This window comes from Stenotrophomonas sp. 109824_Sma (assembly GCF_056480025.1).
This window is the reverse complement of record NZ_CM151078.1, coordinates 552,903-575,830: the sequence shown is the minus strand read 5'-3', so window position 1 is coordinate 575,830 and position 22,928 is coordinate 552,903. Positions and strand designations below refer to the sequence as shown.

Genomic DNA, 22,928 nt, shown 5'->3' with positions numbered 1-22,928 from the left:
GACCATTCTAAGGGCACAGCAAAGGCAGTCGAGCAGGCTCGACGCTACGGGCCGCCTGTGATGCCGTAGACTGCGCGCACTTCCAGGTGACCTGCGGCCACGGCCGGCAGGTTGAAACGGGAAGCCGGTGACGCGTGATGCCACGCCAGGCCGGCGCTGCCCCCGCAACGGTAAGCACGTCAGTTCCAGGCAACAACGCCACTGTGCCGCAGGCATGGGAAGGCGCCTGGACGGTGGCCTCGCGCCACCCGGCGGCAAGCCCGGAGACCGGCCAGGAAGCCTCAGGTCGCGATGCGGTGGGCATGGCGCTGGATGACCGCAGCCTGCGCTGCGGCGTCGGCGCATGCCCGCCTTCGCGGCTCCTCCCCTTCGCCACGCGGGCGTGCGTGGCACCTGGAGTCCCCCATGAAGCTGCAGTCCCGAATACTGTCCCTGGCCGTGCTGGCCGCCCTGCCCGCGCTGGCCCAGGCCGCCGATGACACCACCGCGCTCGACCAGATCCTGGTCACCGCCACCCGCACCCCGATCGCCCTGCAGGACAGCATCGCGCCGGCGCAGGTGATCGACCGCGCGCAGATCGAATCCAGCCAGGCCACCTCGCTGCAGGAGCTGCTGCGCGGCCGTGCCGGCATCAACCTGACCAATGCCGGCGGCCTCGGCAAGCAGAGCTCGCTGTTCCTGCGCGGCACCAACTCGGGCCACACCGTGGTGCTGGTCGATGGCGTGCGCATCAACAGTGCCGACCTCGGCCTGGCCATGTACCAGGACCTGCCGCTGGCGCAGATCGAACGCGTGGAAATCGTGCGTGGCCCGCAGTCCAGCCTGTACGGCGCCGACGCCATCGGTGGCGTGATCCAGATCTTCACCCGCCGCAACCAGGGCGATTTTGCTCCGCACTTCCAGCTCGGTGGCGGCAGCAACGGCCTGCGCGAAGCCAGCGGCGGCATCGGTGGTGGCACCGAACGCGGCTGGTTCGGCGCCGACATCGCCTACCAGCATTCCGATGGCATCGATGCCTGCCGTGGCTCGGCGACGCTGTTCGCCGGCTGCTTCGCCGATGAACCCGACCGCGACGGCTACCGCAACCTGTCCAAGAGCCTGCGTGGCGGCTACACCTTCAACGACCAGTGGACCGTGGAAGGCAGCGCGCTGCGCGCCGACGGCAAGAACCACTACGACGGCTATTACAACTACTCCGAGACCCGCCAGCAGGTGCTGGCCGGCAAGGTGCGCTACACCCCGTCCGAGCGCCTGGCGTTCACCGCCAACGTCGGCCGCAGCGACAACGAGTCGGACAACTTCGGCGACTTCGGCGCACGCGGCAGCGCACAGACCCACCGCGACAGCGCCTCGCTGCAGGGTGACTTCACCTTGGCCGAAGGCCAGCTGCTGAGCACCGGCGTGGACTGGAGCGAAGACAACCTGGATGGCAGCAGCGCGGGCTACCTCGTCGACAGCCGCCGCAACACCGGTGTGTTCGTGCAGTACCAGGGCCGCTTCGGCCGCCACCAGCTGCAGGCCAGCGCACGCAACGACGACAACCAGCAGTTCGGCAACCACGCCACCGGCAGTCTCGGCTGGGCGATGCAGCTGGACCACGGCCTGCGCCTCAACGCCAGCTACGGCACCGCGTTCAAGGCGCCGACCTTCAGCGACCTGTACGACCCGTGGAGCGGCGTGCCGACGTTGAAACCGGAGAAGTCCAAGAGCGCCAACCTCGGTGTTTCGCAGCAGGGCCAGGGCTGGCATTGGGGCCTGGATGTGTACGAGACCCGCATCGATGACCTGATCACCTACGATGCGTCCACGATGAAAATGCAGCAGGTGGAGAAGGCGCGCATCCGTGGTGCCGAGCTGACCGGTGGCGTGCTGTTGGCCGGCTTCGACATCAACGCGCAGCTGAGCTACACCGACCCGCGCAACCGCACCCATGGCAGCACCCAGTTCGACAACTGGCTGCCGCGCCGTGCACAGCAGACCGCACGCCTGGACGTCGACCGCCGCTTCGGCGATTTCCGCGCCGGCCTGACTGTGCAGGGTGCGGGCAAGCGCTATGACGATGCCGCCAACGCGGTGAAGGTCGGCGGCTACGGCACGCTGGACCTGCGCGCCGAGTACGCGCTGACGCCGGAGTGGTCGCTGCTGGCACGTGCCGCCAACGTATTCGATCGCCGCTACGAGACGGTGGCGTGGTTCAACCAGCCCGGCCGCGAGTACCAGCTGAGCGTGCGTTACCAGCCGAAGTGAAAGAGCGCGCCGGGCATCGCCCGGCGCCGCCGGATGCCATCGACGCATGGCGTCGATCTACTGTAGAGCCGAGCGTGGGTTCGGCTCTACACCCGAACGCCCGCGGCCAACCCCGGCAGCTCACGCAGGTCGTCAATCACTGCCACCGCCTCTGCGGTGGCCAGGTCCAGGCCACGCGGGTAGCCGTAACGCACCAGCGCGATCGGCATCCCTGCATCTTCGGCGGCGCGGTAGTCGGTCAGCGAATCACCCACCATCAGGCAGGCATCGGCCGGCAGCCCGAAGTGCGCAGCGATATGCCGCAGCGGCTCACCGCTGGGCTTGCGCTGCGGCAGCGAATCACCACCCAGCACCAGCGCGAACGCATCACCGATGCCCAGGTGCTGCAGCAGCGGCGGCACCAGCGCTTCGGGCTTGTTGGTGCAGATCGCCAGCGGCACATGGCGTGCACGCAGCTGCGTCAGCGCATCGGCCACGCCATCGAACAAGCGCGGGCTGCGCAGCAGGCACTCACGGTAGTGCACCATGAACACCGGCATCACTTCGGCCAGGTCGACCTCGCGATCGGCGGCATGCACGGCCTGCTCGACCAGGCGGCGCACGCCATCGCCGATCCAGCCCAGCACCGTGGCTTCCGGCACGCGTGCTACACCGATGTCCTCCAGCGTGCGGTTCAGCGCTTCAGCGATATCAGCCGCGCTGTCGACCAGCGTGCCATCGAGGTCGAACACGACCAGCGGATAGGGATACGACAAGGGACGGCACCTAGGGAACGTGGGGCCGTCCATTGTACGCCGCCGCTTTTTCCGCAGATCCTCCTGCCGCTGCGCCTCAGCCGATCCTGCGTGCGCGGGTGGCGAGGAAGGTGGGCAGATAGCGGTCGATCAGGAAGCGCGGCTGCGGCTGCCAGTCTTCCATGAAGCGGTCGATGACGAAGCCGGCATCCAGCTGCCCACCGATCAGTTCGGTCAGGCTGTGGCCGAAGGTCAGCGCATCGCCGCGGGCCAGCTTTGCCTCGCGCTCGGCCGGCGCGAGGTCTTCCAGGTCCGAATAGGGAATGGCGTACTGCGGCCGGATCAGACCCTGTGCATCCAGCTGCGGATCACGCGCACCGACGAACAGCACCGGGTTGTAGAAGCTCGCCATCAGCATCCCGTCGCGTGCCAGCACACGGCGGCATTCGGTCCACACCGGGCGCACATCAGGCACATACAGGTTCGAGATCGGGTGGAACACCACATCGAAACTGTCGTTGGCGAATACGTGCAGATCGCGCATGTCGCCCTGCACCGTGCGCAGCTGCAGGCCATCGCGCGCAGCGACCTGGCGGTCCTGCTCCAGCTGCCCGTCGGACAGGTCGAACACGGTGACGTCGGCGCCGGCCGCCGCAAGCACTGGTGCCTGCTGGCCACCGCCCGAGGCCAGGCACAGGATGCGGCGGCCGCGCACGTCGCCCAGCCAATCCAGTGGCAGCGCACGTGGGGTCAGATGCACCTGCCAGCGGCCTTCGCGCGCGGCGGCAATGGTTGAACTTTCCACCGGGCGCGACCATTCGCGCACTTCGCTGGCCTGGCGGTCCCAGGCAGCACGGTTGTGGTCGATCAAGGCCTGTCCATGGTTCATGTGTTCTCCTTGCCCGGTGGGCGCCAATCCAGATCCTGGAAGGCCGGGCTGGCGAAACACTCGGCCAGGTAGTCCAGGAATCGGCGCATGATAGCGGGCTGCTGGCGCCGTGATGCGTACACGGCATGAATGCCGAGTTCGTCCAGACTGAATCCGGGCAGCAGTTCGATCAGCTCGCCACTGCGTAGCAGCGGCGCCACCTGGTAGGTCGGCAGCATGGCGATGCCGGCACCGGCGCGCACCGCCTCCAGCAGCAGCGAGGCCTCGTTGGCACTGATGTTGCCGCCTACCGCCACCGACAGCGAACGACCGTCGCGGTGCAGCTGCCACAGGCTCTTGCCGACGTAGTGATGGGTCAGGCAGTTGTGCGCGGCCAGGTGCTCGGGAGCGGTCGGCGTGCCGCGTGCCTGCAGGTAGGACGGCGTCGCGCACAGCACCGAGCGGCAGGTGGCCAGCCGCCGTGCGATCAGGCTGGGGTCAATCTGGCGCGCGATACGCACCGCCAGGTCCACCCGCTCCTCCACCAGGTTCACCGTGCGGTCGACCAGCAGCAGTTCGATGCGTGCCGCCGGATGACGCGCAACAAAGCCGGCCACCGCCCGCGCCAGGTGGCTCTGCCCGAACGAGACGCTGGCAGTCACGCGCAGCGTGCCGTGTGGCTCGGGATCATCGCTGGCCAGCTCGCCCTGCAGTTCTTCGCCGATTGCCAGCATCTGCCGGAAGCGCGCCAATGCCGCTTCGCCCGGACCGGTCAGGCTGACCCGGCGCGTGGTCCGGTGCAGCAGCCGTGCACCCAGCCAGCCCTCGACCTCGGCCAGGTAACGGCTGACCATCGCCCGCGACATGTCCAGCACCTCGGCGGCGGCGGTGAGGCTGCCGCGCTCGGCGACCTCGACGAACACGGTCATGGCGGTCAATCGGTCCATATGCTCGATCCATGCAACAAACAAGCGCGTTATACGCTGTTTTTCGAGCGACTGCAGCGGCCTAGAGTGGCCCCATTCCCACCCCAAACCGCCCCACGGAGTCCTGCCATGAAGATCGCCCTCGTTGGTTCCACCGGCAACATCGGCCGCCAGATCGCCCGCCACGCGCTGGCCCGCGGCCACGAACTCACCGTCATCGTGCGCAGCGCACAGGACCTTCCGGCTGAACTGGCCGGTGCCCATCCGGTGATCGCCTCGCTGGATGACCCGGACGCGCTGGTCGCCGCCATCGCCGGCCACGACGTGCTGGCCAGCGCCTACGGCCCGCGCCCGGGCGATGACATCGGCCGCGTCGGCGAGGTCGCCGCACAGCTGGCCGCCGCCGCACGCAAGGCCGGTGTGCCGCGCCTGGTCGTGGTCGGTGGCGCCGGCAGCCTGGAAGTCGCGCCCGGCGTGCAGCTGGTCGATACCCCCACCTTCCCGGAGGCCTACAAGCCGTACGCACTGGCCCACCGTGAGGCGTTCAACCGCCTGCAGGCGGTGGATGACCTGGACTGGACCTTCTTCTCGCCGGCCGCCGAGATCGGCCCGGGCGAAGAGCGCGGCCAGTACCGCGTGCAGCCCAAGGCGTTCCTGGCCGATGCCAGCGGCCACAGCCGCATCAGCTACGCCGACTACGGCGCGGCGTTCGTCGCCGAGCTGGAAGCGCACGCGTATCCGAAGCAGATCATCACCGCGGCGTATTGATCCACGTGCGTCCCTTGTAGCGCCGAGCCCACGCCCGGCGCTACGCGAACCTGCAGCCGGGCATTGGCTCGGCTCTACACAAGGAATTCCGATGCGTACCGCTGCCCTGCTGCTTCCCCTCGCCCTGGCCGCCACCTTCACCAGTGCGCCGCTGCTGGCCGCGCCGGCCACCGCGGCGCCGGCCACGGCGACGAAATCCCAGCTGCAGCTGCAGACTTTCCATCCCGGCCCGCAGGCGATGTTCTCGGTGTCCTCGGTGCTGATCGAAGGCCGCCACGACGCGATCCTGGTCAATGCGCAGTTTGGTGCCAGCGACGCGCGCAAGCTGGTCGAGCTGATCCGCGCCAGCGGCAAGCAGCTGACCACGATCTACATCAGCCACGGCGATCCGGATTACTACTTCGGCCTGGCCACGCTGCAGGACGCGTTCCCGCAGGCACGCATCGTCGCCACCGCGCAGACCGTCGCCCACATCCAGCAGACCCAGGCCGGCAAGCTGGCCTACTGGGGACCGAAGATGGGTGCCGACGTGCCGGCACGCATCGTGGTGCCGCAGGTACTGGACGGCGACGCCCTGCAGCTGGAAGGCCAACGCCTGCCGCTGATCGGCCTGGATGGGCCGACGCCGGACCGCACGGTGCTGTGGGTACCGTCACTGCGCGCGATCGTCGGTGGCATTCCGGTGGTGGCGGGCGAGCACGTGTGGATGGCCGACACGCAGACGCCGAAGTCACATGCCGACTGGCTGCAGACCCTGCAGCGGCTGCAGGCGCTGAAGCCGAAGGTGGTGGTGCCGGGGCATTACGCGCCGGGTGCGGCGCTGGATGCCAGTGCGTTGCGCTTCACCGCGGACTACATCCGCGCGTTCGATGTCGAGACGGCAAAGGCCAAGGACAGTGCGGCGCTGGTGAAGGCGATGCAGGCGCGCTACCCGAAGCTGGACGGCGTGGCATCGCTGGAGCTGAGTGCGAAGGTGGCCAAGGGCGAGATGCAGTGGCCCTGAGGTAGGGGGTTTTCTTTTGCAGGGCTGTGCCCTGCACCTGCGGTAGTGCCGGCCGCTGGCCGGCACCCTCAACATCCAAAGCCAGCCTGAACGTCAACCGCTGTACGATGGATTGCGTAGGTGAGTAAACCGATGGAACGGAGAATTCACGATGAAGATCAAGAGTGTGTTGGTCAAACTCCTGCTGCCCATCACTGTACTGGCCGCGCACCCCGCGTTCTCTCAACAGGTGACGCCCTCCACCGACCCCGTTGTTCAGGCCTTTGCCCAGCATGAGGGATTGTCCACCCAAGAAGCCGACAGGCGGCTCAGACTTCGAATTGCGGCAGGGGAAGAGCTTGGGCGTATTCTGGAAGGAATGCCTGATCGCTTCGCTGGCAAGAGCTTCAGTGAGAATCCGATGATCGTGACGGTCCGTTTAACCGGGACCGAGCCAGTGCCATCCCGAACCGTGAGCACTGTCCATGGCACCATCACCTACCGCTTCACGGTCGGGGCAACCCACTCTCTGACGCAACTGAAGCAGATAGTGACGTCGGGAAAGGTGGCAGAACTTTTCCCGAAGCATCAGGGAATCATGATCGACGGACAGCGCGGTGTGATTGTTGTGGAGCTGCCCAGCACAGATTTCGAAAGAACCCATGTCGATGAGGAGCAGAAAGCGCGACGCATTCTATCCGCCCCCATTGAACTGAAGAAGTCCTAGGGGCGCTCCAAACTACTGTCAGCGCCACAGGTTCGTGCGGGTGGGAGCGCTGTTTGGCGAACGATCAATTGCCTGCAGAATCGCTCGATCCGTGCTCGAACAGCTCCCCCTGCACCACCGGCTCCTTTTCACGGAAGCCACCAAGTCCGACACCCACCAGCCGGTAGCGGGTCTCCGCCGGCAAGTCGACGCGGGCGCGCAGGGCCAAGGCGATGTCGCGCAGTTCTTCCATCGACTCGGGCGGGCGCTCGGGGGTGAAACTGCGGGTGAGGATGCGGAACTGCGCGGTCTTCAGCTTCAGCACCACGGTGTGGCCGACGCGCTCGGTCTTGCGCGTGGCATTCCAGGTCTTCTCCGCCAGCTGCACGATCGCCTCGCCCAGGTCTTCCAACGGCAGGTCCTCGGCGAAGGTGTCCTCCGAGGAGATCGACTGCACCTGCTGGTCCGGTTCCACCGGGCGCTCGTCGATGCCGCGTGCGCGGTTGTACAGGCTGCGGCCGAAACTGCCGAACGCCTCTTCCAGGTCGATCAGTGCCCACTGCCGCAGGTCGCCGCAGGTGACGATGCCGCGCGCGGCCAGCTTGCCTTCCATCACCTTGCCGACGCCGGGTACCCGGTTCACCGGCAGTGGCAGCAGGAAGGCGTCCACCCGCTGCGGTGGAATCACGAACTGGCCGTCGGGCTTGCGCCAGTCCGAGGCGATCTTGGCCAGGAACTTGTTCGGCGCGATCCCGGCTGAAGCAGTCAGCCGGGTTTCCTCGCGGATCTGGGTGCGGATGGTACGGGCGATGTCGGTGGCCAGTTCGATGCCGCTCTTCGGCTCGGTCACGTCCAGGTAGGCCTCGTCCAGCGACAACGGCTCGACCAGGTCGGTATGGCGCAGGAAGATCTCGCGCACCTGCTGTGACACCGCCTTGTAACGTGCGAAGTCCGGCGGTACGAAGATCGCATCCGGGCACAGCCGCTCGGCACGCACGGCCGGCATCGCCGAGCGCACGCCGAACACGCGCGCCTCGTAGGACGCCGCGCACACCACCGAACGCGCGCCACGCCATGCCACAACCACCGGCTTGCCCCGCAGTGACGGATCGTCGCGCTGCTCCACCGACGCGTAGAACGCGTCCATGTCGACGTGGATGATCTTGCGCAGTCGGGTCATGTCAGGCGGAAAGGGCGGGGGCGGGCCGGGCGGGCCACACGCCGAAGTATGGTCGTTGCACATCAACAGGATGCGCGTATTCCCTTGAAAACACTACGGTTGCGTACGGTTGAAATGTTTGATCGGGGCAGTTTCCACGGGCATCCTCGAGCGCTTGTTTCCCGTTTCCCCGCTTCCAGGATTGTGCTTCATGACCCGTCTCCACGCGTTCAACCGCGAACAGCTGCTGGCCAGCGCACGCGGTGAACTGTTCGGCACCGCTGCCGGCCGTTTGCCCAACGATCCGATGCTGATGTTCGACCGCATCACCGACATCCACGAGGACGGCGGACCGCACGGCAAGGGCATGGTACGCGCCGAGCTGGATATCCGCCCGGATCTGTGGTTCTTCGGCTGCCACTTCATCGGCGACCCGGTGATGCCCGGCTGCCTGGGCCTGGACGCCATGTGGCAGCTGACCGGCTTCTTCCTGACCTGGCTGGGTGCCCCCGGCAAGGGCCGCGCACTGGGCTGCGGCGAGGTAAAGTTCACCGGCCAGGTACTGCCGGACGCCAAGCTCGTGCGCTACGAGATCGACATCAGCCGGGTCATCAACCGCAAGCTGGTGATGGCCCAGTCGGACGCCCGCATGTACGTGGATGACCGCGAAATCTACAGCGCGCGCGACCTGCGCGTCGGCCTGTTCACTGAAACCGGGAGCTTCTGATGCGTCGCGTTGTCATCACCGGCATGGGCATCACGTCCTGCCTCGGCAATGATCTGGATACCGTTTCGACCGCGCTGCGTGAAGGGCGCTCGGGCATCACCCTGCTGGCCGACCATGCCGATGCCGGGCTGCGCAGCCAGGTTGGCGGCCGTGTCGACCTCGACCTGGACGCATTGATCGACCGCAAGCAGAAGCGCTTCATGAGCGATGCGGCAGCCTTCGCCTACCTTTCCATGCGCGATGCCATCGCCGACGCCGGGCTCAGCCCCGAGCAGGTCAGCAACCTGCGTACCGGCCTGATCGCCGGTTCCGGTGGCGGCTCCAGCGAGTGGCAGATTGGTGCGGTCGACCTGCTGCGCGAACGTGGCGTACGCAAGGTCGGCCCGTACATGGTGCCGCGCACGATGTGCTCGACGGTCTCGGCCTGCCTGGCCACGGCCTACCAGATCAAGGGCGTCAGCTACTCGCTGTCGGCCGCCTGCGCCACCTCGGCGCACTGCATCGGCGCCGCCGCGGACATGATCCGCCACGGTGCGCAGGACATCATGTTCGCCGGTGGTGGCGAAGACCTGCACTGGTCGATGAGCGTGATGTTCGACGCGATGGGCGCACTGTCGACCAGCTTCAACGAAACCCCGGCCAGCGCCTCGCGCCCGTACGACAAGGACCGCGACGGCTTCGTCATCGCCGGTGGCGGCGGCATGCTGGTGCTGGAGGATTACGACCACGCCGTCGCGCGCGGTGCGCACATCCACGCCGAGCTGATCGGCTATGGCGTGACCTCCGATGGCGCCGACATGGTCGCCCCGTCCGGTGAAGGCGCGGTGCGCTGCATGAAGATGGCGCTGCAGGGCGTCGATCGCCCGCTGGACTATCTCAACACCCACGGCACCTCGACCCCGCTGGGCGACGTCACCGAGCTCAACGCGATCCGCGAAGTGTTCGGCGACGCGGTGCCGCCGCTGTCCTCGACCAAGGCGCTGTCCGGCCATTCACTGGGTGCGGCCAGCGTGCACGAGGCGATCTACTGCCTGCTGATGATGCGCGATGGCTTCGTCGCCGGTTCGGCCAACATCGGTGAGCTGGACCCGAAGGTGGTGGATTTCCCGATCCTGCGCGAGAGCCGCGAGCAGAAGCTGGACACCGTGATGTCCAACAGCTTCGGCTTCGGTGGCACCAACGCCGCGCTGGTGTTCGGGCGCGTGTGACTGGGCAGGTGTGCCGACCAACGGTCGGCACCCACCTTATTTCGGCAGCAGCGGCAACAGCAGCGCGTGCGCGTCCACCAGCGAGCCGACGATGCGGTGGCCCAGTGCGCGCAGCTCTTCATCCGGATGCACCAGGTCCGGCACCTGGATCACGGTCATGCCTGCGGCCAGCGCTGCACGCGTACCGGCCGGTGAATCCTCCAGCGCCAGGCAGCGCTCGGGCGCCTGGCCCAGCCGCTGCGCGGCCAGCAGGTAGATGTCCGGCGCCGGTTTCGGCCGCGCCACGTCGCCACTGGTGATCACGGCATCGAAGTACGGCAGCAGGCCGGCAGCGGCCAGCTTGCGATTGGCGCGCGGCTGCCGCGTGGTGGTCGCCACCGCACGCGGTACCGCATGCGCCTTCAGCAGCTCCAGCAGCTCCAGGATGCCCGGCCGCAACGGCAGCCCGGTCTGCGTGCGTGCTTCGTACAGTTCATGGCATCGTGCCGCCACCGCGTCGATCACGCTGTCCTCGATGCCCTGCGCGCGCAGCAACGCATGCGTATCGCGGTCGCCGAGGCCGACCATGCGCAGGAACACCGCCTCGTCCAGGCCCAGCCCGAATTCGTCGGCGGCCTCGCTCCAGCAGGCCAGCGAGACCCGCTCGCTGTCGATCATCAGGCCGTCCATGTCGAAGATGACGGCGTCGGGGAGGAACGGCAGCGCAGCGATGGTGGTCATGGAGCGAACAGCGTGTCCAGGTCGGTGGAAGTGAGCTGCCGCCATTGCCCTTCGTCCAGTCCCTGCAGGTCCAGCCCGCCGACGCGGCTGCGGTGCAGGGCCTGCACGTGGTTGCCGGTGGCGGCGAACATGCGGCGTACCTGATGGTAGCGGCCCTCATGCAGTACCAGGCGCGCACGTCGCGTATCCAGCACTTCGAGTTCAGCCGGCAGCAGGGGGGTCTTCTCGGACTCCAGCATCAGCGTGCCGCTGGCGAACAACGCCACTTCGTCGCCGCGCAGGTCGTCGCTCAGTTCCACTTCGTAGACCTTGGGCAGCTTCGACTTCGGCGAGATGATCCGGTGCAGCAGGCCGCCATCGTCGGTCAGCAGCAACAGGCCGCTGGTCTCGCGGTCGAGGCGGCCCACGGTGGACAGCACCGGATCGCGGTCGCGGAAGCGCGGCGGCAGCAGGTCGTAGATCAGGCGGCCGGTGTCCTTGGTCGAACAGGTGTAGCCGGCGGGCTTGTGCAGCGCGATCGACAGCCCCACCGGCGGGTCCAGCGGCTCGCCATCGACGCGGATCGTCTCGTGCGGCACCTGGTCATCGGCGTACAGCACTTCGCCGTCGGCGTCGGTGACGCGGCCTTCGCGGAACATCCACTGCACCTGCTTGCGGCTGCCATAGCCCAGGTTGGCGATGAGCTTGACCAGCTTCACTTGCCCTTCCCCTTCACTGCTTCAACCAGCTTGAAACCGTCGCGCTCGGCAACCACGCGCACCGCACCGAAGCTGTCGTTGAGGGTGTGCTCGTACGGCAGGTGGCGATTGGCCACCACGTACAGGCGCCCGCCCGGGCGCAGCGCCTGCGCGGCCACGGCGATGAAGCGCTGGCCGATGTCCGGGCGGTCGGCACGCGACGGCGTGTGGAACGGCGGGTTGCTGATGATGACGTCGTAGCCCGGCTCGATGCCGGCGGTGACGTCCTGCCACAGGAAGCGCAGCGGCAGCGCGCGCGGCGGCGGCGCCAGGTTCAGTTCGGCCAGGGCCAGCGCGCGCTGCTCGGCCTCGTACAGATCCAGCGCGGTGATCTTCGGGCAGCGTTCCAGCAGCTCGCGCGACAGATAGCCGTAGCCGGCGCCAAGGTCGGCGGCGCGGCCGGCCAGGTCGGCGGGCAGGTGCTCGGCCAGCAGCGCCGACGCCGGATCGATGCGGTCCCAGGCGAACACGCCCGGGCGGCTGAGGAAGCGGCCGCCCATGATCGGGCGCACCGCATCCAGCGCCGACCAGCGCTTGGCCAGGTCGGCGTCGTGCTGGCCCTGCAGCGGGGCGGTCCAGTACACGCGGCAGTGGTTCTTGGTCAGGCAGCCACCGAGGCCGGTCAGCTGCTTGAGATCGCCTTCACCGGAGCACGCGCCTTCGTTGTTGGACTGGCAGGCAACGATACGGCCGCCTTCGGCGACCAGCGCCAGCGCGCGGGCGAACAGCGCACGGGCTTCTTCACGCTGGCGCGGGGGCAGCACCAGCACCAGCGGGTAACGGCCCTTGCCGGCCCCATCGTCCAGCTGGCCGCTGACGGTCCAGCCGTCGGCCTGCTGCAGCGGCTGCGCGAACGGGGCGAAGCTCTGTTCGCAGTGCACCTCGTGGTTGCCGGCGGCTTCGTGCAGCGGCCAGCCATCGCGGGCACGCAGGAAGGCCACCGGGCCCTCCGGCCAGCGCAGGGCGCCTTGGGAGAACGGCAGGAGCAGGGTCTGCAGGGGGGCGTCGTCGCTGGAGGCCATCGGCGCGGGTACTTCAAGCGTGAGGGCCGTCCATTGTACCGGCTTGGCCGGGCCGGCCCCGGCAGGCCGCTTTGCGAAACCCGAACGGGGCCTTGATCCGCCAGAAACATTGAAACGTTCAGGGTAGAGGTTCCCCCGGAAACCCAGGAGAACCTGCATGCGAGCCTTGTTCGTCGGTGGCGTGGTCGACAACAGTGAAATGGATCTGGAAGGCAGCCATCCGCCCGTGCATTACCCCGAGGACACCGGCGGCGGCCACTCGCGTTACCGGCTGCACCAGGTCGGCCATGGCGCCGATGGCAGCGTGGCCTATGCGGTATACGGCGCGCCGGACCTGGCCGATGACGAGGTGGCCCGGGTCGCTGAAGAACGCGCCTACGCGCGCCGGTTCGAGGCGACGCCGACGTTGTTCGAGCACTGATCCCAACAGCCACGCATGGCGTGGCTCTACTGCAACCCCTGGAAAATCCACGCCATGCGTGGATGGCATGAGGCCAGGCCGATGACGAGGTCACGCATATCCATGCGTGGCCCTTTCCAGTAGATCCACGCCATGCGTGGATGGGGTTGGCAGGTTGCCGTCAGACCCTGGGCGGCAACCTGCGGATGCTGGCGATCTCGTCCAGCCACACGTGGTGCTGCTGCACCGGCGTGTCGTAGTCATCCAGCCGCAACTGGCCGTTGCTGCCTTCGTCGCCAGCCTCGTTGCGGTACTGCTGCACCGTCGGTTTCACCGCGACGGTGCCGAGCAGCCGGCGACCACCGTGCAGGGTCAGTTCCACCTGCGTTTCGCCTTCCAGCTGCGGCAGCAGGGCTTCCAGGCGCGCGATCTGCGCCGGGTCGGTATGGATGCGGGGAGCTATGCGGGACATCGGCGACCTCCTGCATGCAGGGTCGCCGATCGGCCGTGAATGCTCAGTGCAGCGCGCTGTCCGCGCGTGGCACCTGCACCTTGCGTACCGCAGCCACCAGCTGTGCCACCGAATACGGCTTGGCGACATGCTCCTGGAAGCCTGACGCCAGCGCTCGGCGCCGGTCATCGGCACGCGCCAGCGCGGTCACGGCTACCGCGGGCAGGGTCATGGCATCCACGCCCATGTCCTCGCGCAGCGTGCGCACCAGGCCATAACCGTCCATGCCCGGCATGCCGATGTCGGTCAGCATCACGTGGTACTGCAGATGGCCGGTGTCGGCCAGCAACGCCAGTGCCTCGCCGGCCGAACTGGCCGCGGACACGCTGGCGCCCTGCTCTTCCAGCATGCGCCGCAGGTACTCCAGTACTTCCGGCTGGTCTTCCACCGCAAGCACGTGCATGCCGCGCAGCGGATACGGCTCGACGATCACCGGCTCCAGGATCGGCCCGCTGATCACTTCGCGCAGCGGGCGCCGCTCGGCATCGGGAATGTGCTGCGGCAGGCGCACGGTGAACGTAGCGCCATGGCCGTGGCCCTCGCTGGCCGCGGCGACCGTGCCGCCATGCAGTTCGACCAGCTGCTGCACGATCGCCAGTCCCAGTCCCAGTCCGCCATGGCGGCGGGTGGTGGTGCCATCGGCCTGGCGGAAGCGGCTGAACAGATGATTGAGGAATTCGGGCGCGATGCCATCACCGGTATCGCGCACGGTGATCTCCCAGTGGTTGCCGTCGGCCCGCAGCTGCAGGTCGATGCGGCCTTCAGCCGGGGTGAACTTGATCGCGTTCGAGAGCAGGTTCCAGAACACCTGCTGCAGGCGCGTGGCATCGCCCAGCACCAGGCTCGGTTGTTCGGGCAGCTGCAGGTGCACGTCCAGCGCCTTGCCTTCGGCCACCAACTCCTGCGCGCCGATGGCCTCGCCCAGCAGCGTGCTCAGGTCCAGCACTTCCACCTCCAGCTGCACCTTGCCCAGCAGCATGCTGCTGAGGTCGAGCATGTCCGAGATCAGCCGCTTCTGCGCACCGGCGCTGTTGGCGATCACGTTCAGGCCCTTGTACAGCGGGCTGGTGTTGTCCACGCGCTGCAGCAGCAGCTCGCTCCAGCCGAGAATGGTGGTCAACGGCGTACGCAGCTCATGCGACAGCGTGGCCAGGAACTCATCCTTCAGCCGCGCCATGTTTTCCGCAGCACTGCGCGCAGCACGCTCGGACTGCAGCAGTTCCTCGCGGGCCAGTTCGATCTCGCGGCGTTCGGTCACGTCCGGGCTGCTGCCGGCCAGGCCGATGAAGCGCCCCATGCGCGAGAAGCGCGGGCGGGCGTTCATCTCCAGCCAGCGCCACTGGCCATCAGCACGGCGCGCACGCACCAGCGCATGCATCGAGCGCTGCGCCTTCAGCGCTTCCTGCAGTTCGTACTCGAATACCGACGCATCATCCGGATGCACCAGGCCACGCCAGACGTCTTCCGGCACACGCGTCTCGTCACCGCCGAAGAACTCGCTGAAAGCGCTGTTGACGAAGCGGGCATGGCCGCGCTCGTCGAGCACCCACACCGGCATCGGCAGGCCATCGGCCAGCGCACTGAAGCGGGCTTCGCTCTCGCCCAGCTCCACTTCCATCTGCTTGCGCGCGGTGATGTCGAAGAACAGGATGCCGACCTTGTCCTCGCCCGGCCGGCCCACGCGCACCGCGTCAACCGCGAACGAGCGGCCCAGCGCGCGCGCTTCCATCTCGAACTGGGCGGGGCGACCGCTGCGTGCGACCTCGCCGTAGATGCGGAACCAGTCTTCCTCGTGGTGCGGCTCCAGCAGGCTCATGCGCTGGCCGCGCGCATCCTTCAGGCCGGTGTGGCGCTCGAAGGCGTCGTTGACCTCGATGAAACGATAGTCGACCGCACGGTCGCCCTCGAACAGCACCTGGATCACGCAGAAACCGGCGTTGATGCGCTCAAGCACGCCATGATGCAGGTCGGGTTCGGGCGCCGGCACCATCATCGGTGGGCGCTCCACGAGGGGCGGCAGTGTGGACAAGGGCGTCTGTGCAGGCCGGGTTGGAGGCACAGCATCTTCCAAAGGGCGTATTCACAGCGTCAAGCGCCGTCAGTCATGGTTGACGACGATGAATTGGCGGCAACCACTCTTGCGGATGTCGCAATCGGCCGTTGCGGCCACGGGAAAGCGGGATCACACTCGATCTGTAAACCGCATCGTCCCCATCGAAGGGGCGCAGGAGACCGTCATGAACCGCTCATTGGCCACTGCCCTGCTGCTGGCAGGCGCCCTCATGGCGGGCAGCGCGAACGCCGCGCCGCGCGCCGTCACCGATCCGGATGCGCCCCGTGCGCTGCAGGCCAATGGCCCGGTCAGCGTGAAGTGGGACGATCCGGCCAAATTCACCGAAATCCGCCAGAGCACCAACCGCTTCGAGGCCGAACGCGGCAACTGGGTGCAACAGCTGGCCAGCTACGTGCAGACCACGGCGGCCAAGCCGCTGCAGCCGGGGCAGACCCTGGACGTGACCCTGGTCGACATCAAGCGCGCCGGCGACTACGAGCCCTGGCACGGCCCGCGCGGCAGCGACATCCGGATCATGCGCGACATCTATCCGCCGCGGATCACCCTGCAGTACACGCTGAAGGACGCCAGTGGCCGTATCGTCGATGAGGGCGAAGCCAAGCTCAGCGACACCGGCTACCTGCACAACCTGGGGCTGAAGAGCGACAGCGACCCGCTGCGCTACGAGAAGCGCCTGATCGACGACTGGGTCAAGCGGCAGCTGACAACGCAGGCCACTGCTGCACGCTGATCCCGGGCGGCGCCACCCACCGGTAGGTGTCGACCAGTCCCTATCGGTAGGTGTCGACCTTGGTCGACACGCATTCAAAGCGCCGACCAAGGTCGGCCGCTACCAGAGCCGAGCGTGGGCTCGGCGCTACACGTACACCTTCGCCACGCGCTTGACCGCGCACGGCAGCTGGTAGGCACTCACGCCACAGCGCGGCGCCAATTCCGACAGCGTCGGCGCAGAACCCCACAGCTCCACCACGCTGCCGATGCCGGCCTGCGCATGCGCGGTCAGGTCCACGGTCAGCATGTCCATCGACACGCGCCCGATCAGTCCGCCCGGCTGGCCGTCGATCAGCACCGGCGTGCCATTCGGTGCGAACTGCGGATACCCGTCGGCATAGCCGAGCGCGACCACGCCCACGCGGGTGCGCGCCTTGGCCACGAAGCGGGCGCCATAGCCCACCGGCTCACCGGCCTCGATCCAGCGCTCGGCGATCACCTTGGACTGCATCGTCATCACCGGGCGCAGGCGCTCGGTCAACGCGGTGTTGTCCGGCAGCGGGTTGGCGCCGTACAGCATCAGGCCCGGGCGGACCCAGTCGCTGCGCACATCCGGCCAGCCCAGCAGTGCCGGCGAGTTGCACACGCTGGTCTCGCCGTGCAGGCCGTCGATGGCCCGCGCGAAGGTCGCCGCCTGCTCGTGCGTGCGTTCGCTGTCCAGCTCGTCGGCGCGCGCCAGATGGGTCATCAGCACGATGCGCTCGACCTGCGGCAGCGCCGACAGGCGTGCATGCGCCGCGCGGAAGCTGTCCACGTCCAGGCCGAGGCGATGCATGCCGCTGTCCAGCTTCAGCCACACCGTCAGCGGGCGCGGGCTGTCGAACGCGACCAGCGCTTCCAGCTGCCACGGCGAGCCCACTGCGAACCAGAAATCGTGTTCGGCCACCAGTGCCATGTCACTGGGTTCGAAGATGCCTTCCAGCAGCAGGATCGGCGCACGGATGCCGGCCTGGCGCAGTTCCAGTGCCTCTTCGATGGTGGCCACGCCGAAACCATCGGCCTCGCCTTCCAGCGCCTGCGCACAGCGCACCGCGCCATGGCCATAGGCATCGGCCTTGATGATCGCCAGGGCCTTGCCACCGCCCAGTTCACGAGCAAGCCGGTAGTTGCTGCGCAGGGCGCCCAGATCGATCAGCGCGCGGGCAGGACGCATGTGCGGTTCTCATGTTGCGGGGCGTGACCGTACTGGCCGTAGCGGAAAATATCCAGGCCTTCGGTGCTGATCTGCGGCTGGCGCGCGCTCATCAGGTCGGCCAGGTAGCGACCGGAGCCGCAGGCCATGGTCCAGCCCAGGGTGCCGTGGCCGGTATTGAGGTACAGGTTGCGGAACGGCGTGGCGCCGATCACCGGCGTGCCGTCTGGCGTGGCCGGGCGCAGGCCGGTCCAGAACTGCGCGCGCGACAGGTCGCCGCCCTTCGGGTAGAGGTCGCTGACCACCAGTTCCAGGGTCTCGCGGCGGCGCTGCGACAGCGACAGGTCGAAGCCGGCCACTTCGGCCATGCCACCGACACGGATGCGGTCGTCGAAGCGGGTCACCGCCACCTTGTAGCTCTCGTCGAGGATGGTCGAGGTCGGCGCCATCGCCGGGTCGGTGATCGGCAGGGTCAGCGAATAGCCCTTCAGCGGGTACACCGGCAGGCGCATGCCCAGCGGTGCCACCAGCGCCGGCGAATAGCTGCCCAGCGCGACCACGAAGCGGTCGGCGGTTTCCAGCTTGCCGTCGATGCGCACGCCAGTGATGCGGTCGCCATCGAACTCCAGGCCAGTGATGTCCTGGTCGAAGCGGAATTCGACGCCGGCATCCACGCACATCTGCGCCAGGCGGCGGGTGAACAGCTGGCAGTCGCCGGTCTGGTCACGCGGCAGGCGCAGCGCGCCGACCAGGCCATCGACATGGGCCAGGGCCGGTTCGGCCTGGATGATGCCGGCGCGGTCCAGCACCTCGTACGGCACGCCGTACTGGGCCAGGATCTCGATGTCCTGCGCCGAGGCATCCAGCTGCTGCTGGGTGCGGAACAGCTGGGTCGTACCCAGGTCGCGGCCTTCGAACTCGATGCCGATCTGCGCGCGCAGCTCGTTCAGGCAGTCGCGGCTGTACTCGGACATGCGCACCATGCGCGCCTTGTTGATCGCGTAGCGCTCGTGGGTGCAGTTGCGCAGCATCTGCCACAGCCAGCGGTACTGGGCCAGGTCCATGCCCGGCTTGATCGCCAGCGGCGCGTGCTTCTCGAACAGCCAGCCGATGGCCTTCTTCGGCACGCCCGGGGCCGCCCATGGCGAGGTGTAGCCGAACGACAGCTGGCCGGCATTGGCGAAGCTGGTCTCCAGCGCCGGGCCGGGTTGGCGGTCGATGACCGTGACTTCAAACCCGGCTTGTCGCAGGTACCAGGCACTGGTGGTGCCGATCACGCCGCTGCCGAGAACTAGGACTCGCATGGGACTTCTCCAACCCGATCATTCCCTGCACTGGAGCGTGCCGGGACCATAATTGGGGAAGTATAGACAGCCAATACCAGTTGATTTGCCTGATTTGAAATCAACCGGCAGGATGTTCTCCTGCAATTCATTCCCCAAGGTTGACGGCCATGGCCACCCGTACCCGCGAACTGGACAAGATCGACCGCAAGATCCTGCGCATCCTGCAGGCCGAGGGCCGTATTTCCTTCACCGAACTGGGTGAGCGGGTCGGCCTGTCGACCACCCCGTGCACCGAGCGCGTGCGCCGGCTCGAGCGCGAAGCGGTGATCACCGGCTACCACGCCCACCTCGACCCGGCGGCGGTGAAGGCCAGCCTGCTGGTGTTCGTGGAGATCAGCCTGGCCTACAAGTCCGGTGACATCTTCGAGGAGTTCCGGCGCGCCGCCCTTAAGCTGCCCAACGTGCTGGAGTGCCATCTGGTCTCGGGCGACTTCGATTACCTGCTGAAGGCGCGGATCAGCGAGATGGCCTCCTACCGCAAGCTGCTCGGCAGCACCTTGCTGACACTGCCGCATGTGCGTGAGTCGAAGAGCTACATCGTGATGGAAGAGGTGAAGGAGACGCTGAGCCTGCCGATTCCGGATTGAGGCCGGCGAACGGTTGGGGTCAGAGCCCGCAACGCGGGCTCTGACCCGGAGTCCGTCTCAGCGCTGCTGCGGATGCTTCTGCGAGCGCTGTTCCTGCTGCTTGCCACCCTTGTGCGGCTGCTGCGGCTCCATCTGCTGCTGTTGCTGCTGTTGCTGCTGCGGGTTGCGGCCCTGCGGTTCCTTGCCGGGATGACGGTTCTGCTGGTTTTTCATGATCGCGATCCAGTGGACGAAGGACATGCGGCGGCGGGATGCCGGCGCAGGGCCACGGTGGTCCCGGAACGGTTAATCGCAGGCGAAAAAGCAGTGATTGGCAGGAAGCCGTTTTCGTGCGTTCAGCCCGCACGGCGCGCAGTCGCTGCCAACCTTGCCTGGCACCCGAGGTCAGCGCTTGATCTGCTGGCCGTCGCCGGCCGGCACGCTGTCGTAATAGCGGCCGGTGCGTGAATCGAACACGCGGTTGGGGCCGGCCGGGCGCACGCCAGGCACGATGCGGCCATTGCGGTCATAGACCTTGTCGGCCGGCTTCGGCGCCGGGGTGGGTGCGATCGGGGCCGGACCGGTGGATTTGATCGGTTGCGCCGGCTGCGGCGACGGCAACACCTGCGGCTGCGGGCGGGCGGCCTGCGGCGGCGGTACCACCGGCGCCGGTGCCACGGTGGTCGCACTGCGGGTGGCGGTGGGGTCGGCGGTAGGCACCTGGGCCAGCGCCAATGCGGGCAACAGGGCCATCAACAGCAGGGGAAGGGTCGGTTTCATGGCACGCTCCGGCGTGGATCACATTCACCTTGCGCCTGTACCTGTGTGCCGCCCATGAACGGCCGTCACACTTGCAAGCGCGCGCCGGCACCCCCACGTTTTCCGGCATCCCCAGGCCATCGACCCCACGGAGAGCCGGCATGACTGCCTTCGACCTGACGCCCCCCACCGCCACCCAGACCGAGGCGCTGATTGCCGGCCTCAGCAGCGAAGAGCGCCGCGTGCTGCTGCAGCACGGCACCGAAGCGCCATTCTGCGGGGTGTTCCTCGACAACAAGCGCGAGGGCGTCTACTGCTGCCGGCTGTGTGCGCTGCCGCTGTTCCGCTCCAGCACCAAGTTCGATTCCGGTACCGGCTGGCCCAGCTTCTTCGCCCCGTTCGACCCGGCGCACGTGCGCGAGATCCGCGATACCAGCCATGGCATGGTGCGCACCGAGATCACCTGCGCGCGCTGCAGCAGCCACTTGGGCCATGTGTTCCCGGACGGCCCGCCGCCCACCTACGAGCGCCACTGCCTGAACTCCGTCTCACTTTCGTTCACCGGCAATGGCGAGCCCTGGCCCGACCCGTTGCAGCGTGGCGGCGCAGAAAGCGGCGTGGCGGGCTGAAACACCCCGCTGACCGATTTCACAGAATTCCCTCTTCAGAAAACCGGGTGACGGGCCGACAAGGAGATATCCCCTCTCCTTGCGTCGCCCCATGCTCATCATCGTTGGATTCCTGGTCGTCATCATCAGCGTGATCGGGGGCTACCTCGGTGCCCACGGCCGCCTGGGTGCCCTCTGGCAGCCCTACGAACTGGTCATCATCGGCGGCGCCGCGCTCGGCGCCTTCCTGGTCGGCACCCCGGCCAAGACGGTCAAGCAGACCCTGCAGGCCATGGTCGGCGTGTTCAAGGGCCCGCGCTACAAGCAGCAGGACTACATCGATGTCCTCAGCCTGCTCTATGAACTGCTCAATAAGGCCCGCCGCGAAGGCTTCATGGCGCTGGAAGACCATGTGGAGCGCCCGGCCGAGAGCGCGCTGTTCGGCAACTACCCCAAGGTGCAGGCCGATCACCACCTGATCGACTTCATCACCGACTGCCTGCGCCTGATGATCGGCAGCAACATCGAGCCGCACGAGCTGGAGCCGCTGCTGGAACTGGAGCTGGAAAAGCACCATGCCGAGGCGATGGCACCGTCGCAGGTACTGACCAAGGTCGCCGACGGACTGCCCGGTTTCGGCATCGTCGCGGCGGTGCTCGGCATCGTCATCACCATGGGCTCGATCGGCGGCGACATCGTCGAGGTCGGTGGCCACGTGGCTGGCGCGCTGGTCGGTACCTTCCTCGGCATTCTGCTGGGCTACGGCTTCGTCGGCCCGATGGCGGCCGCGATGGAGGCCCGCGCCGAGCAGGACAGCCGCATCTACGAATCGGTCAAGACCGCCCTGCTGGCCTGCCTGCGCGGCTACAACCCGAAGATCGCGCTGGAGTTCGCCCGCAAGACGCTGCCGTCGAACGTGCGCCCGGCCTTCTCCGATTTCGAGCAGCACCTGAAGACGGTCAAGTAAGCCATGGCCGAGACCAAGCCCACCGTCATCGTCCGCCGGGTCAAGAAGACCGGCCACGCCGCCCATCATGGCGGCTCGTGGAAGGTGGCCTATGCCGACTTCGTGACCGCGATGATGGCGTTCTTCCTGGTGCTGTGGCTGATGGCCACGACCAACAAGAACGACCGTGCGGCCATTTCCGAGTACTTCCGCAACCCCAGCCCGCTGAGCGGGCAGAACGCCACGCCGGCGCCCGGCATGGCCGGCCCGGGCGGCGCCAGCACCTCGATGATCAAGCTGGGTGGTGCCACCGACATCTCGCGGGGCAGCAGCAACGATCCCTTCCAGAACCAGAAGGAAGCGGTGCCGCAGCCGGTGGACCAGCAGCAGCGCGACAAGCAGCAGCTGGAAGCACTGATGAAGGAACTGCAGGAAGCGATCAGCAAGAGCCAGGCACTGGAGCCGTTCAAGGACCAGCTGCTGCTGGACCTGACCCCGGAAGGCCTGCGCATCCAGATCGTGGACAAGCAGAACCGGCCGATGTTCGACCTCGGCAGCGCCACGCTGAAGCCGTACACGCAGCAGATCCTGCACGAGCTGGCCAACTACCTGAACCACGTGCCGAACCGGATCAGCCTGACCGGCCACACCGACATCACCGCCTATTCGGCTGCGCGCGGCTACGGCAACTGGGAACTGAGCGCCGATCGTGCCAACGCCGCACGCCGCGCGCTGGTGGACGGCGGCCTGGAGGACAGCAAGATTACCCGCGTGGTCGGCCTGTCTTCGTCGGTGCTGTTCGACAAGGCCGACCCGCAGAACCCGATCAACCGCCGCATCAGCATCGTGGTGATGACCCAGGCCGCCGAAGCAGCCGCCCTGGCCGGTGCCGGCCCGCAGGTGGGGCTGTCGGCCCCCGCCGCCGACCCGGACGTGCAGGCCGCGCAGGGGCCGGCGCGCTGAATCGGGGTCAGATCCCTTTCCATGGGAAAGGGATCTGACCCCACCTGC

General features: G+C 67.5%; 25 protein-coding genes and 1 riboswitch. Of the genes, 12 read left to right on the top strand and 13 right to left on the bottom strand.

Going from position 1 to position 22,928, the window contains the following annotated elements; all coding sequences use genetic code 11:
- Positions 1-67 precede the first annotated feature (67 nt).
- Positions 68-290: riboswitch (cobalamin riboswitch) on the top strand.
- A 115-nt stretch (positions 291-405) separates the two neighbouring features.
- A complete protein-coding gene (gene btuB / locus ACZK1G_RS02685) occupies positions 406-2,247 on the top strand; it encodes a TonB-dependent vitamin B12 receptor (RefSeq protein WP_101764881.1) in 1,842 nt (613 codons plus the stop codon).
- 86 nt (positions 2,248-2,333) lie between these two features.
- Here the strand turns inward: btuB and gph are convergent, their stop codons facing one another.
- The 3 genes from gph to ACZK1G_RS02670 form a co-directional block, all read right to left on the bottom strand.
- Complete coding sequence (gph, locus tag ACZK1G_RS02680; RefSeq protein ID WP_101764880.1) at positions 2,334-3,002, bottom strand: phosphoglycolate phosphatase; 669 nt, start codon at positions 3,000-3,002, stop codon at positions 2,334-2,336.
- 76 nt (positions 3,003-3,078) lie between these two features.
- Positions 3,079-3,870 (bottom strand): class I SAM-dependent methyltransferase, encoded by a 792-nt coding sequence (locus ACZK1G_RS02675; protein ID WP_101764879.1) that lies wholly within the window; start codon positions 3,868-3,870, stop codon positions 3,079-3,081.
- Positions 3,867-4,796: a LysR family transcriptional regulator gene (locus ACZK1G_RS02670; RefSeq protein WP_005415135.1), complete on the bottom strand. Its 930-nt coding sequence runs from the start codon at positions 4,794-4,796 to the stop codon at positions 3,867-3,869. Before ACZK1G_RS02670 ends, ACZK1G_RS02675 begins: the two co-directional genes overlap by 4 nt.
- Positions 4,797-4,904: 108 nt before the next feature.
- Here ACZK1G_RS02670 and ACZK1G_RS02665 point away from each other — a divergent pair, with 108 nt between their 5' ends.
- The 3 genes from ACZK1G_RS02665 (at position 4,905) to ACZK1G_RS02655 (ending at position 7,252) form a co-directional block, all read left to right on the top strand.
- Entirely contained in the window at positions 4,905-5,543 is a 639-nt protein-coding gene (locus tag ACZK1G_RS02665) for an NAD(P)-dependent oxidoreductase (protein ID WP_101764878.1), read from the top strand.
- 91 nt (positions 5,544-5,634) lie between these two features.
- Entirely contained in the window at positions 5,635-6,546 is a 912-nt protein-coding gene (locus ACZK1G_RS02660) for an MBL fold metallo-hydrolase (protein ID WP_101764877.1), read from the top strand.
- A 151-nt stretch (positions 6,547-6,697) separates the two neighbouring features.
- Positions 6,698-7,252 carry a hypothetical protein gene (locus tag ACZK1G_RS02655; protein ID WP_101764876.1) on the top strand — a complete coding sequence of 185 codons (555 nt, stop codon included), beginning with the start codon at positions 6,698-6,700 and terminating at the stop codon, positions 7,250-7,252.
- Positions 7,253-7,316: 64 nt separating this feature from the next.
- Here ACZK1G_RS02655 and dinB read toward each other — a convergent pair whose 3' ends face one another.
- The gene (dinB, locus tag ACZK1G_RS02650) at positions 7,317-8,411 is read right to left on the bottom strand and encodes a DNA polymerase IV (protein WP_101764875.1); all 1,095 of its coding nucleotides are present in this window, start codon (positions 8,409-8,411) and stop codon (positions 7,317-7,319) included.
- 190 nt (positions 8,412-8,601) lie between these two features.
- Here dinB and fabA point away from each other — a divergent pair, with 190 nt between their 5' ends.
- Positions 8,602-9,117, top strand: a complete 516-nt coding sequence (gene fabA, locus ACZK1G_RS02645) for a 3-hydroxyacyl-[acyl-carrier-protein] dehydratase FabA (protein WP_014035851.1) — start codon at positions 8,602-8,604, stop codon at positions 9,115-9,117.
- Positions 9,117-10,325 (top strand): beta-ketoacyl-ACP synthase I, encoded by a 1,209-nt coding sequence (gene fabB / locus ACZK1G_RS02640; protein ID WP_101764874.1) that lies wholly within the window; start codon positions 9,117-9,119, stop codon positions 10,323-10,325. Before fabA ends, fabB begins: the two co-directional genes overlap by 1 nt.
- A gap of 36 nt (positions 10,326-10,361) precedes the next feature.
- Here fabB and ACZK1G_RS02635 read toward each other — a convergent pair whose 3' ends face one another.
- The 3 genes from ACZK1G_RS02635 to ACZK1G_RS02625 are packed head-to-tail and all read right to left on the bottom strand — an operon-like array spanning position 10,362 to position 12,804.
- Complete coding sequence (locus ACZK1G_RS02635; protein WP_101764873.1) at positions 10,362-11,045, bottom strand: HAD family hydrolase; 684 nt, start codon at positions 11,043-11,045, stop codon at positions 10,362-10,364.
- Positions 11,042-11,743, bottom strand: coding sequence for a pseudouridine synthase (locus ACZK1G_RS02630; protein WP_101764872.1), 702 nt, complete (start codon positions 11,741-11,743; stop codon positions 11,042-11,044). The genes ACZK1G_RS02635 and ACZK1G_RS02630 overlap by 4 nt, the downstream gene beginning before the upstream one ends.
- Positions 11,740-12,804 carry a class I SAM-dependent methyltransferase gene (locus ACZK1G_RS02625; RefSeq protein WP_478448033.1) on the bottom strand — a complete coding sequence of 355 codons (1,065 nt, stop codon included), beginning with the start codon at positions 12,802-12,804 and terminating at the stop codon, positions 11,740-11,742. Before ACZK1G_RS02625 ends, ACZK1G_RS02630 begins: the two co-directional genes overlap by 4 nt.
- 157 nt (positions 12,805-12,961) lie before the next feature.
- Between ACZK1G_RS02625 and ACZK1G_RS02620 the strand changes: the two genes are divergently transcribed.
- On the top strand, positions 12,962-13,225 hold the full coding sequence (locus ACZK1G_RS02620; protein WP_005407925.1) for a hypothetical protein: 264 nt from the start codon (positions 12,962-12,964) through the stop codon (positions 13,223-13,225).
- A 160-nt stretch (positions 13,226-13,385) separates the two neighbouring features.
- Here the strand turns inward: ACZK1G_RS02620 and ACZK1G_RS02615 are convergent, their stop codons facing one another.
- A complete protein-coding gene (locus ACZK1G_RS02615; RefSeq protein ID WP_101764870.1) occupies positions 13,386-13,676 on the bottom strand; it encodes a DUF3247 family protein in 291 nt (96 codons plus the stop codon).
- Positions 13,677-13,719: 43 nt separating this feature from the next.
- Positions 13,720-15,708 (bottom strand): hybrid sensor histidine kinase/response regulator, encoded by a 1,989-nt coding sequence (locus ACZK1G_RS02610; RefSeq protein ID WP_101764869.1) that lies wholly within the window; start codon positions 15,706-15,708, stop codon positions 13,720-13,722.
- 244 nt (positions 15,709-15,952) lie between these two features.
- On the opposite strand from ACZK1G_RS02610, the gene ACZK1G_RS02605 reads away from it, so the two are divergent.
- Positions 15,953-16,519 (top strand): DUF3016 domain-containing protein, encoded by a 567-nt coding sequence (locus tag ACZK1G_RS02605; RefSeq protein ID WP_075675473.1) that lies wholly within the window; start codon positions 15,953-15,955, stop codon positions 16,517-16,519.
- A 126-nt stretch (positions 16,520-16,645) separates the two neighbouring features.
- Here the strand turns inward: ACZK1G_RS02605 and alr are convergent, their stop codons facing one another.
- Positions 16,646-17,713, bottom strand: a complete 1,068-nt coding sequence (alr, locus tag ACZK1G_RS02600) for an alanine racemase (RefSeq protein WP_101764868.1) — start codon at positions 17,711-17,713, stop codon at positions 16,646-16,648.
- Entirely contained in the window at positions 17,692-18,996 is a 1,305-nt protein-coding gene (locus tag ACZK1G_RS02595; RefSeq protein WP_014035841.1) for a D-amino acid dehydrogenase, read from the bottom strand. The genes alr and ACZK1G_RS02595 overlap by 22 nt, the downstream gene beginning before the upstream one ends.
- A 149-nt stretch (positions 18,997-19,145) precedes the next feature.
- Between ACZK1G_RS02595 and ACZK1G_RS02590 the strand changes: the two genes are divergently transcribed.
- Positions 19,146-19,625 carry an Lrp/AsnC ligand binding domain-containing protein gene (locus ACZK1G_RS02590; protein WP_004140558.1) on the top strand — a complete coding sequence of 160 codons (480 nt, stop codon included), beginning with the start codon at positions 19,146-19,148 and terminating at the stop codon, positions 19,623-19,625.
- Positions 19,626-19,682: 57 nt separating this feature from the next.
- On the opposite strand, the gene ACZK1G_RS02585 is transcribed toward ACZK1G_RS02590, so the two are convergent.
- Together ACZK1G_RS02585 and ACZK1G_RS02580 are read right to left on the bottom strand one after the other, a co-directional pair.
- Complete coding sequence (locus ACZK1G_RS02585) at positions 19,683-19,865, bottom strand: hypothetical protein (protein ID WP_032128744.1); 183 nt, start codon at positions 19,863-19,865, stop codon at positions 19,683-19,685.
- Positions 19,866-20,009: 144 nt separating this feature from the next.
- Complete coding sequence (locus ACZK1G_RS02580) at positions 20,010-20,384, bottom strand: classical arabinogalactan protein 4 (protein ID WP_101764867.1); 375 nt, start codon at positions 20,382-20,384, stop codon at positions 20,010-20,012.
- A gap of 140 nt (positions 20,385-20,524) precedes the next feature.
- Between ACZK1G_RS02580 and msrB the strand changes: the two genes are divergently transcribed.
- From msrB to motB, 3 genes are all read left to right on the top strand, one after another.
- Positions 20,525-20,992: a peptide-methionine (R)-S-oxide reductase MsrB gene (gene msrB, locus ACZK1G_RS02575; RefSeq protein WP_101764866.1), complete on the top strand. Its 468-nt coding sequence runs from the start codon at positions 20,525-20,527 to the stop codon at positions 20,990-20,992.
- Between the two features lie 91 nt (positions 20,993-21,083).
- Entirely contained in the window at positions 21,084-21,938 is an 855-nt protein-coding gene (gene motA / locus ACZK1G_RS02570; RefSeq protein ID WP_005407915.1) for a flagellar motor stator protein MotA, read from the top strand.
- A 3-nt stretch (positions 21,939-21,941) separates the two neighbouring features.
- Positions 21,942-22,880 carry a flagellar motor protein MotB gene (gene motB / locus ACZK1G_RS02565; protein WP_101764865.1) on the top strand — a complete coding sequence of 313 codons (939 nt, stop codon included), beginning with the start codon at positions 21,942-21,944 and terminating at the stop codon, positions 22,878-22,880.
- Positions 22,881-22,928 lie beyond the last annotated feature (48 nt).

Bases quoted from the DNA above. Each gene is read 5' to 3' on its own strand.
- ACZK1G_RS02670 (WP_005415135.1), bottom strand. From the start codon at position 4,796: ATGGACCGATTGACCGCCATGACCGTGTTCGTCGAGGTCGCCGAGCGC.
- dinB (WP_101764875.1), bottom strand. From the start codon at position 8,411: ATGACCCGACTGCGCAAGATCATCCACGTCGACATGGACGCGTTCTAC.
- fabA (WP_014035851.1), top strand. From the start codon at position 8,602: ATGACCCGTCTCCACGCGTTCAACCGCGAACAGCTGCTGGCCAGCGCA.
- ACZK1G_RS02675 (WP_101764879.1), bottom strand. From the start codon at position 3,870: ATGAACCATGGACAGGCCTTGATCGACCACAACCGTGCTGCCTGGGAC.
- fabB (WP_101764874.1), top strand. From the start codon at position 9,117: ATGCGTCGCGTTGTCATCACCGGCATGGGCATCACGTCCTGCCTCGGC.
- msrB (WP_101764866.1), top strand. From the start codon at position 20,525: ATGACTGCCTTCGACCTGACGCCCCCCACCGCCACCCAGACCGAGGCG.
- alr (WP_101764868.1), bottom strand. From the start codon at position 17,713: ATGCGTCCTGCCCGCGCGCTGATCGATCTGGGCGCCCTGCGCAGCAAC.
- ACZK1G_RS02580 (WP_101764867.1), bottom strand. From the start codon at position 20,384: ATGAAACCGACCCTTCCCCTGCTGTTGATGGCCCTGTTGCCCGCATTG.
- ACZK1G_RS02625 (WP_478448033.1), bottom strand. From the start codon at position 12,804: ATGGCCTCCAGCGACGACGCCCCCCTGCAGACCCTGCTCCTGCCGTTC.
- ACZK1G_RS02620 (WP_005407925.1), top strand. From the start codon at position 12,962: ATGCGAGCCTTGTTCGTCGGTGGCGTGGTCGACAACAGTGAAATGGAT.
- ACZK1G_RS02605 (WP_075675473.1), top strand. From the start codon at position 15,953: ATGAACCGCTCATTGGCCACTGCCCTGCTGCTGGCAGGCGCCCTCATG.
- ACZK1G_RS02660 (WP_101764877.1), top strand. From the start codon at position 5,635: ATGCGTACCGCTGCCCTGCTGCTTCCCCTCGCCCTGGCCGCCACCTTC.
- ACZK1G_RS02665 (WP_101764878.1), top strand. From the start codon at position 4,905: ATGAAGATCGCCCTCGTTGGTTCCACCGGCAACATCGGCCGCCAGATC.
- btuB (WP_101764881.1), top strand. From the start codon at position 406: ATGAAGCTGCAGTCCCGAATACTGTCCCTGGCCGTGCTGGCCGCCCTG.
- motB (WP_101764865.1), top strand. From the start codon at position 21,942: ATGGCCGAGACCAAGCCCACCGTCATCGTCCGCCGGGTCAAGAAGACC.
- ACZK1G_RS02615 (WP_101764870.1), bottom strand. From the start codon at position 13,676: ATGTCCCGCATAGCTCCCCGCATCCATACCGACCCGGCGCAGATCGCG.
- ACZK1G_RS02595 (WP_014035841.1), bottom strand. From the start codon at position 18,996: ATGCGAGTCCTAGTTCTCGGCAGCGGCGTGATCGGCACCACCAGTGCC.
- ACZK1G_RS02585 (WP_032128744.1), bottom strand. From the start codon at position 19,865: ATGTCCTTCGTCCACTGGATCGCGATCATGAAAAACCAGCAGAACCGT.
- ACZK1G_RS02590 (WP_004140558.1), top strand. From the start codon at position 19,146: ATGGCCACCCGTACCCGCGAACTGGACAAGATCGACCGCAAGATCCTG.
- ACZK1G_RS02655 (WP_101764876.1), top strand. From the start codon at position 6,698: ATGAAGATCAAGAGTGTGTTGGTCAAACTCCTGCTGCCCATCACTGTA.
- ACZK1G_RS02610 (WP_101764869.1), bottom strand. From the start codon at position 15,708: ATGATGGTGCCGGCGCCCGAACCCGACCTGCATCATGGCGTGCTTGAG.
- ACZK1G_RS02635 (WP_101764873.1), bottom strand. From the start codon at position 11,045: ATGACCACCATCGCTGCGCTGCCGTTCCTCCCCGACGCCGTCATCTTC.
- motA (WP_005407915.1), top strand. From the start codon at position 21,084: ATGCTCATCATCGTTGGATTCCTGGTCGTCATCATCAGCGTGATCGGG.